The organism is Veillonella sp. CAG:933 (genome assembly GCF_000431435.1).
Lineage (GTDB): Bacteria > Bacillota > Negativicutes > Veillonellales > Veillonellaceae > Veillonella_A.
Window position 1 is genome coordinate 11,773 of record NZ_HF986209.1, and the last position, 8,370, is coordinate 20,142.

Genomic DNA, 8,370 nt, shown 5'->3' on the forward strand with positions numbered 1-8,370 from the left:
CAGCCGTAGCGGCAGCTTTGTTCGGCTTAGGACGTATCAAGGGGATTGACAGACCTATGATTGCCACGCCGATTCCTACACCACAGGGTGTTACCGTTATGCTTGATTCGGGTGCTAACGCGAATTGCAAGCCAAAACATATGGTGCAGGGGGCTATTATGGGCTCCGAATATGCACGACTTATGTTTGGCCATGAAAACCCTACCGTCGGTTTGTTGAATATCGGCGAAGAATCTACTAAGGGTAATGAATTGTGTTTAAGCAGCTATCCGTTGTTGGAACAACTTAAAACCATTAACTTTAAAGGTAATGTGGAAGGTCGTGACATTCCTAAAGGTACGGTTGATGTTGTTGTATGTGACGGCTTTACGGGCAATGTAGTTCTTAAGTTGGCAGAAGGCCTTGTAGGGGTCATGACGCAACTTGTTAAGGAAGGCATCAAGGATGGCGGTATATTAGCCAAACTGGGGGCATTCCTGATTTATCCGGTGTTCAAGAAGATTCGTAAACGCCTTGACCATACGGAAAACGGCGGCGCACCATTATTGGGCGTAAACGGCGTATTCATGATTTCGCATGGCAGTTCCAAGGCTAAAGAAATTTTGACAGCTATTAAAATTGCCGGCGATATAGTTGATCGTAAGATTATTGAAAACATTCAACACAGTATAGAAGAAGAAGGAGCTATCAAATATGACGATGTGGACTAAACCGGTAGGTATCATCGGTACCGGAAGTTTTGTACCGGATAATATCGTAACCAACGCTGATTTGGAAAAAATCGTAGACACGAATGACCAATGGATTCGTGAACGCACCGGCATTGAAGAGCGCCGCGTTGCTCCGGAAGGCATGAATGCTTCCGATATGGCAACGGAAGCGGCTAAACGTGCCTTGGACGCAGCCGGCTTGAAGGCGGAAGATATTGATTGTATCATTTTAGCAACTTTAACCGGTGATATGTCGGTTCCTTCCACAGCTTGTTTAGTACAAGCTAATTTAGGAGCTACTAATGCGGCCGCTTTTGATTTAGGCGCTGCTTGCTCCGGCTTTGTATATGGATTGATTACGGCCGGCAGTTATGTGAATAATAACTTCTTCAAAAATGTGCTTGTAATCGGTGTAGAAGTTATGTCCCGCGTGCTTAACTGGAAGGATCGCAGTACTTGTATCCTGTTCGGCGATGGCGCCGGCGCAGCAGTAGTGTCATCTGTACCTGAAGGCTATGGCATGTTGGGTATGGATATGGGTGCCAACGGTGCCAGCGGTATGGCAATTTGCATTCCATCCAGCGGTACGGCGATGGTGCCTAACGATAAACGTATCGAAGAAGGCTTGACCTATGTTCACATGGATGGCGCCGAAGTTTATAAATTCGCGGTTAAAATCATGGGACGCACCGTGCTTAACGCGTTAGAAAAAGCCGGTTTACAGTTAGAAGATTTAGATCGTTTCATTCCTCATCAAGCCAATACACGGATTATCGATTCCGCAGCACACCGGTTGAAAATGCCGGCAGAGAAAGTGTTTGTTAATTTGCCGAAATACGGCAATACATCGGCCGCTTCGGTAGCTATTGCTTTAGATGAAGCAGTGAGATCCGGCTTTGTTGAACGAGATCATACAGTCGCCTTTTCCGGCTTCGGAGCCGGATTAACTTGGGCCGGCTTGGTAATGAAATGGTACTAAGGAGGACAACCATCATGATTAAGACTGATATTTGCGATTTGTTAGGGATTGAGTATCCTATATTCCAAGGTGGTATGGCTTGGCTTGGTACCGCTGAACTTGCTGCGGCTGTGTCCGAAGGGGGCGGTCTCGGTATTATCGGTGCCGGACATATGCCACCGGACGTATTCCGTAATGAAATTCATAAATTAAAAGAACGTACCAATAAACCTTTCGGTTGTAACATCATGTTGATGTCGCCGTTTGTTAAAGAAGTTATGCAAGTTGTCTTGGAAGAACGCGTTCCGGTAATTACAACCGGTGCCGGTAATCCGAGTACATACGTGCCTGCATTAAAAGAAATCGGTACTAAAGTTATTCCTGTAGTAGCTTCCGTATTGCTCGCTAAACGTTTGTTGCGCGGCGGTATTGATGCGGTAGTTGCGGAAGGTACCGAATCGGGCGGTCACGTAGGGGAAATCACAACTATGTGCTTAATTCCTCAGATTGCTGACGCTGTAAACGTACCGGTTATCGCTGCCGGCGGTATTGCTGACGGTCGCGGTGCGGCTGCAGCCTTCGCTTTGGGCGCCAGTGCGGTACAAATGGGCACACGTTTTGTATTATCCGAAGAATGTATTGCTCATGCTAACTATAAAGAAGCCGTATTAAAGGCAAAAGACCGTTCCACCGTTATGACTGGTCTTACGACAGGTCATCCGGTTCGTATTTTAGAAAACTTATTATCCCATCAGTACCAGGAATTGGAATTCAGCGGTGCTCCTAAAGAAGAATTGGAAGCTTTGGGTGCCGGTGCACTTCGCAAAGCGGCTATTGAAGGGGACGTTAAAAACGGTTCCGTTATGATTGGGCAGATTTCCGGTATGTTACAGGATGTAAAACCTTGTGCTCAAATCATTCGCGATATTATGGCCGAAACCGAAACCGTAATCGGCGGCTTACAAAAGATCATTAAATAATACAGGAGGCGTTACTAGTGAAAACAGCATTTGTATTTCCTGGCCAAGGTTCTCAAAAAGTAGGTATGCTTCAAGATTTATATAATGCCTATGACATTGTAAAACAGCGTTTTGCTGAAGCTGATGAAGCATTGGGCTACTCCATTACGAAGCTTTGCTTTGAAGGTCCTGATACCGAATTGGTTAAAACGGCTAACACACAACCGGCTATTTTAACAGCCAGCGTTGCTTGTTATGAAGTATTGAAAGAAAAGGGCTTTACTCCTGATATCGTGGGCGGTCACAGCTTGGGCGAATACAGCGCTCTAGTGGCAGCCGGCGTACTTGATTTTAAAGATGCTGTTTACCTCGTTCATAAACGCGGTGAATTCATGCAGGATGCTGTTCCATTGGGTGAAGGTGCCATGGCGGCTATCTTGGCTTTACCTCGTGAAGAAGTAGTGGCGATTTGTGAAAAAATCGACAAAGAAGTCGGTTCCGTTCAGGCAGTAAACTTCAACTGCCCGGGTCAAATCGTAATTGCCGGTGCTACGGTTGCCGTAGAAAAAGCTGCTGAAGAAATGAAAGCAGCCGGCGCGAAACGTGCCGTTATGTTACCGGTAAGTGCTCCGTTCCACAGCCGTTTGATGGAACCGGCTGCGGCCCGTTTGAAAGACGAATTGGACAAAGTAACTGTTAACGATGCCAAGATTCCGGTAGTAGTTAACGTAACCGGTGAAATTTTGACCGATGCGAACGCTATTAAAGAATCCCTCGTTATCCAGGCGGCTCATCCTGTTCTTTGGGAAGATTGCGTAGCTACCATGATTAATTATGGCGTAGGCAACTTCGTAGAAGTAGGTCCGGGCAAAGTTTTGACCGGTTTTACCAAAAAAATTAACAAAGAAATGCAATTGGCTAATGTAGAAGATGTAGATTCCTTAGGGAAAACTATTGAATTTTTAGAAGGGGTTCGATAAAATGCAGTTAACAGATAAAGTTGCTTTAGTTACCGGTGCCTCTCGTGGTATTGGCCGTGCCATTGCTTTGTTAATGGCTAAACAGGGTGCCGACGTAGTAGTGAATTACAGCGGCAGCGAAGGGGCTGCGCAAGAAACCGTAGATGCTATTTTGGCTATGGGCCGCAAGGCTATCAAAATTAAAGCTAATGTAGGCAATGCCGAAGAAGTAGCGGCTATGGTTGACGAAGCGCACACAACTTTCGGTCGCATCGATATTTTAGTAAATAACGCCGGCATTACCCGTGACGGTTTGCTCATGCGTATGAAAGACAGCGATTGGGATGATGTTATCAACATCAACTTGAAAGGTGTTTATCTGATGACCAAAGCGGTTTCCAAAATTATGATGAAACAGCGCAGCGGTAAAATTGTTAATATGACATCGGTTGTAGGTGTGACCGGTAATGCAGGCCAGGCCAACTATAGTGCCTCAAAAGCCGGCGTAATCGGTTTTACTAAAACTTGTGCTAAAGAATTGGCATCCCGCGGTATTACCGTGAATGCGATTGCACCGGGTTTTATTCACACCGACATGACGGATGTTTTACCTGATAAAGTGAAAGACGCCATGGTTCACACGATTCCGTTGGGCCGTATGGCAGAGCCGGATGAAGTAGCTGCTGTAGCTGCTTTCCTAGTCAGCGATATGTCGAGTTATATTACGGGTCAAGTCATTAATGTTGACGGCGGCATGGTAATGTAGCTAATATATATAGAGCAAACAATGAAAGGAGGTGAAATCACAATGACCACGTTTGATAAAGTTAAAGCGATCGTTGTGGAACAGTTAGGCGTTGACGAAGCTGAAGTTAAGATTGATTCTACATTCATTGACGACTTAGGAGCTGACTCCTTAGACATCGTTGAATTGATCATGGCTTTCGAAGAAGAATTCAATGTTGAAATTCCTGATGATGTAGCTGAAAAAATTAAAACAGTGAAAGATACGGTAGAATACATCGATTCTATCAAAGAAGCGTAAGACTTACTTGTGCACCGGTAGGAGGCGGCAACGCCTCCTAGTCGGTATACGTAACAGGAGGAATTTATAGTGAAGCTCCCTGAACTTCGCATCGGAAATCTGGTAGCAAAGGTGCCAATCATTCAAGGCGGCATGGCAATCAGATTGTCTACGGCTCGTCTTGCAGCAGCTGTAGCTAATGAAGGTGGCATCGGTCTAATTGCGGCCTCCGGTATGCCATTTGATGAATTACGTTATGAAATTAAATTAGCTCGAAAATTATCACCTACGGGTATTATTGGTATAAATGCAATGGTAGCAGCTTCCGAGTTTGCTGGCCTAGTGCGAACGGCTATTGAAGAAGGTATTGACCTCGTTGTAGCCGGTGCAGGTTTTTCTCGTGATATGTTTGGTATGGGGAAAGAATCGGGTACTCCCATTGTTCCGATTGTGTCCTCCGGGAAATTGGCTCGTATTTCTGAAGGCTTGGGTGCGGCCGCTGTCATCGTTGAAGGCAGTGAAGCCGGCGGTCATTTAGGTACAAATCGCTCATCGCGTGAGATTGTACCGGAGGTGTTGAAGGCCGTTAAAAATATCCCGGTAATAGGAGCGGGTGGCGTTCTCGACGGGAAAGACATTGTCGAAATGATGAAATTAGGAGCAAACGGCGTACAAATGGGTAGTCGTTTTGCAGCTAGTGAAGAATGCAATGCATCGGATGAGCTTAAAAAAATGTACTTACGTGCTAAAGCGCCTGAAGATGTTGTATTGATAGAGAGTCCGGTAGGATTGCCGGGGCAGGCGATTCGTAACAAATTCGCTGCTTCTGTATTGGACGGTACTGTACCGCCACCAACTGAATGTGACCGTTGCTTAAAGCATTGTTCTCACAAATTTTGCTTGATTAAAGCCTTAGAACGGGCACAGCAAGGTGATGTGGAAACCGGTTTGGTATTCTCCGGCAATAATATGCGCAAAGTAGATGAGATTTTGCCGGTTAAGGAGATTTTCCGTCGTTTGTTAGCGGAAGTATCTCAGATTGATTAATGTATTTCAATGCATAGTTTACATGTGAGGTGAAATAATTGGAAAAACGTGTTGTTATTACCGGTTTAGGGGCTGTAACGCCTGTAGGTATCGGTAAAGATGCTTTTTATGAAGCTTTATTGGCGGGTAAATCCGGGATTGGCCCGATTACTCATTTTGATGCTTCTGAATATGCTACCCGCATTGCCGGTGAAGTTAAGGATTTTGATATTACGCAGTATGGTGTAGAGAAGAAAGAGTCTCGTCGTATGGACCGCTCCTCTCAATTTGCAATCGCCGCAGCAGTTCTTGCTTTACGCGATTCCAATCTCGATTTGGATAAAGAAGATCGCGACCGTTGCGGTACTGTAGTTGGTACCGGTATCGGTGGGATTGACTCCATCCACGATGTTTATGTTACATTATTCCAGAAAGGACCTAATCGTGTAAGTCCTTTTGCAGTACCTATGATGATTGCCAACATGGTATCCGGCCGTGTGTCCATCGAACTCGGTCTTCGTGGTCCGGCTATTACGGATATTACGGCTTGTGCATCCGGTACAAATTCCATTGGTGATGCATTCCGCATCGTAGCTCGCGGTGACGCAGACATTATGTTTGCCGGCGGTACTGAAGCAGCTGTATCTCCAGCAGCAGTGGCCGGTTTCGCAGCTATGAAAGCTATGTCTACCCGCAATGATGAACCTGAAAAAGCATCCCGTCCATTTGACGCCGATCGTGACGGTTTCGTTATGGGTGAAGGCGCCGGTATCGTTGTGCTTGAAGAATTAGAACATGCTAAAGCGCGTGGTGCTCATATCTACGCTGAAGTAATCGGTTACGGCAGCAATGGTGATGCTTACCACATTACAGCTCCGGCTCCGGGCGGTTTACAAGCTCGTAAATGTATGGAATTGGCCATTAAAGATGCAGGCATCGATCCTAGTGAAATTAACTACATCAATGCTCATGGTACTTCCACAGGTCTTAACGACAAAAACGAAACTATGGCTATTAAGGAATTATTCGGTGACCATGCTAAATCCTTGGCAGTTAACTCGACTAAATCCATGACAGGCCATTTATTGGGCGCAGCCGGTGCTATTGAAGCCATCGTTATGGCTATGGCGATTGAAACCGGTAAAATTCACCCAACCATCAACTTGACTAATCCGGATCCTGAACTCGATTTGGACTATGTTAAAGAAGGGGCTCGTGAATTGAAAGTGAATTGCGCATTATCCAATTCCTTCGGTTTTGGCGGTCATAATGCAACATTACTCGTTCGTCGTTACGAGGACTAATTGAAGGGCCGTAAGACTCATAAGACAATCTCGCACCAAGCTCGCGAAGCAGCGCTTCGAGAGCTTGTGGCGCGTTTGCGTATCCCTTTGACAGATATTAATTTGCTCGACAGAGCGTTTACGCATACGTCTTATGCAAATGAAAATAGAGCAGCTCGCGTTAAGCACAACGAACGTCTGGAATTTCTGGGCGATGCCGTTTTGGACTTAATCATCGGTGAGTATCTGTTTAAAACATATCCTCAAATGACTGAGGGTGAACTGACAAAAATAAAGGCAGCCACTGTTTGCGAAACCTCGTTGGCCACATGTAGTTCCAAATTACATTTTGGTAATTATTTATTGCTTGGGCGAGGCGAAGCGACTTCGGGCGGTCGGGAACGGGCGTCGATTTTAGCGGACACCTTTGAAGCCGTTATCGGTGCTTTATATGTAAATACTTCCTATGAAGTAACGGCACAGTTCGTATTGAGTCATTTGCAAGGATATTTGGAAAAAGCGAAAGACGGTAAGCTCGGCAAGGATTATAAGACTATGTTGCAAGAATATGTGCAGCAGGAAGGCGAGAAACAAATCGTCTATACCTTGCTCAGTGAATCGGGACCCGACCATGATAAGATTTTCTGCATGGAAGTGCGGATTGAAGGCAAGGCCTATGGTTCCGGTACCGGTAAAAGTAAAAAAGAAGCTGAACAAAATGCGGCTCAAGTTACACTTGATTATTTAATCGGCAAAAATGCTTGTCGATTGACGCAGGATTAATTCAGGTATATGGTAAATAGAGGAGCGGCTAATCCGCTCCTTTTTCATATTCTGATATAATGTATAGTGGTAGAAATTTTTAACAAAAATGAGGTAGGTAAAAATGAACCAACACAAAAATAACAGCATAGCTAACGATAAGCCTCACGGTTTGATTCCTTTTTACATACCCCATGCAGGCTGTCCGCAGCAATGTGTATTTTGTAATCAGCATCGCATTGCCGCCGGCGGAGCAAGAGCTTCTGAGGTTGATGTGAAAGCTACCATAGACGAATATATCGACAACGAGCGGCATGAAAAATATTGGGAAGTGGCCTTCTATGGCGGTAGTTTTTCCGCGTTGCCGGAAGACTTACAACGCTCTTTGTTGGAACCGGCCTATGAGGCCTTGCAAAACGGTGAGATTGATGCCATACGTTGTTCCACTCGTCCTGATGCGCTTGGCGAGACGGAGATAGCACTGTTAAAAGCCTATGGTGTGAACACCGTTGAGATTGGTGTGCAGTCCATGGACGACACGATTTTAACGAGAGCTAAACGAGGTCATTCGTCGGCAGAGGTTGTGGGAGCCGTTCAGCGATTGCAAGAACATGGTTTTACCGTTGGTATTCAGCTATTACCGGGGTTACCCGGTGAAAACTGGCATACGTTAGTGAATACGGCGGTAG

Annotated in this window: 10 protein-coding genes; all 10 read left to right on the plus strand. The window is 45.6% G+C overall.

All coding sequences use genetic code 11. The features are described 5' to 3' along the window. A partial coding sequence (plsX, locus tag QZL64_RS07825; RefSeq protein WP_296309467.1) for a phosphate acyltransferase PlsX occupies positions 1–710 on the plus strand: 710 nt, incomplete at its 5' end. Continuing rightward, a complete protein-coding gene (locus QZL64_RS07830; RefSeq protein WP_021841447.1) occupies positions 694–1,689 on the plus strand; it encodes a beta-ketoacyl-ACP synthase III in 996 nt (331 codons plus the stop codon). The genes plsX and QZL64_RS07830, both read left to right, overlap by 17 nt. 14 nt (positions 1,690–1,703) lie before the next feature. Then, positions 1,704–2,648, plus strand: coding sequence for an enoyl-[acyl-carrier-protein] reductase FabK (gene fabK / locus QZL64_RS07835; protein WP_006554978.1), 945 nt, complete (start codon positions 1,704–1,706; stop codon positions 2,646–2,648). A gap of 17 nt (positions 2,649–2,665) precedes the next feature. Further along, entirely contained in the window at positions 2,666–3,607 is a 942-nt protein-coding gene (gene fabD, locus QZL64_RS07840) for an ACP S-malonyltransferase (protein ID WP_021841448.1), read from the plus strand. 1 nt (position 3,608) lies between these two features. Then, entirely contained in the window at positions 3,609–4,352 is a 744-nt protein-coding gene (fabG, locus tag QZL64_RS07845) for a 3-oxoacyl-[acyl-carrier-protein] reductase (protein WP_021841449.1), read from the plus strand. Between the two features lie 42 nt (positions 4,353–4,394). Continuing rightward, positions 4,395–4,631: an acyl carrier protein gene (locus tag QZL64_RS07850; RefSeq protein ID WP_006554975.1), complete on the plus strand. Its 237-nt coding sequence runs from the start codon at positions 4,395–4,397 to the stop codon at positions 4,629–4,631. A gap of 69 nt (positions 4,632–4,700) precedes the next feature. Continuing rightward, positions 4,701–5,657, plus strand: coding sequence for an NAD(P)H-dependent flavin oxidoreductase (locus QZL64_RS07855; RefSeq protein ID WP_021841450.1), 957 nt, complete (start codon positions 4,701–4,703; stop codon positions 5,655–5,657). 38 nt (positions 5,658–5,695) lie between these two features. Next, positions 5,696–6,940: a beta-ketoacyl-ACP synthase II gene (fabF, locus tag QZL64_RS07860; protein ID WP_021841451.1), complete on the plus strand. Its 1,245-nt coding sequence runs from the start codon at positions 5,696–5,698 to the stop codon at positions 6,938–6,940. Further along, complete coding sequence (gene rnc, locus QZL64_RS07865; RefSeq protein WP_021841452.1) at positions 6,941–7,702, plus strand: ribonuclease III; 762 nt, start codon at positions 6,941–6,943, stop codon at positions 7,700–7,702. 103 nt (positions 7,703–7,805) lie between these two features. Beyond that, positions 7,806–8,370: radical SAM protein (locus QZL64_RS07870; RefSeq protein WP_296309470.1), on the plus strand; the 565-nt coding region annotated here is incomplete at its 3' end.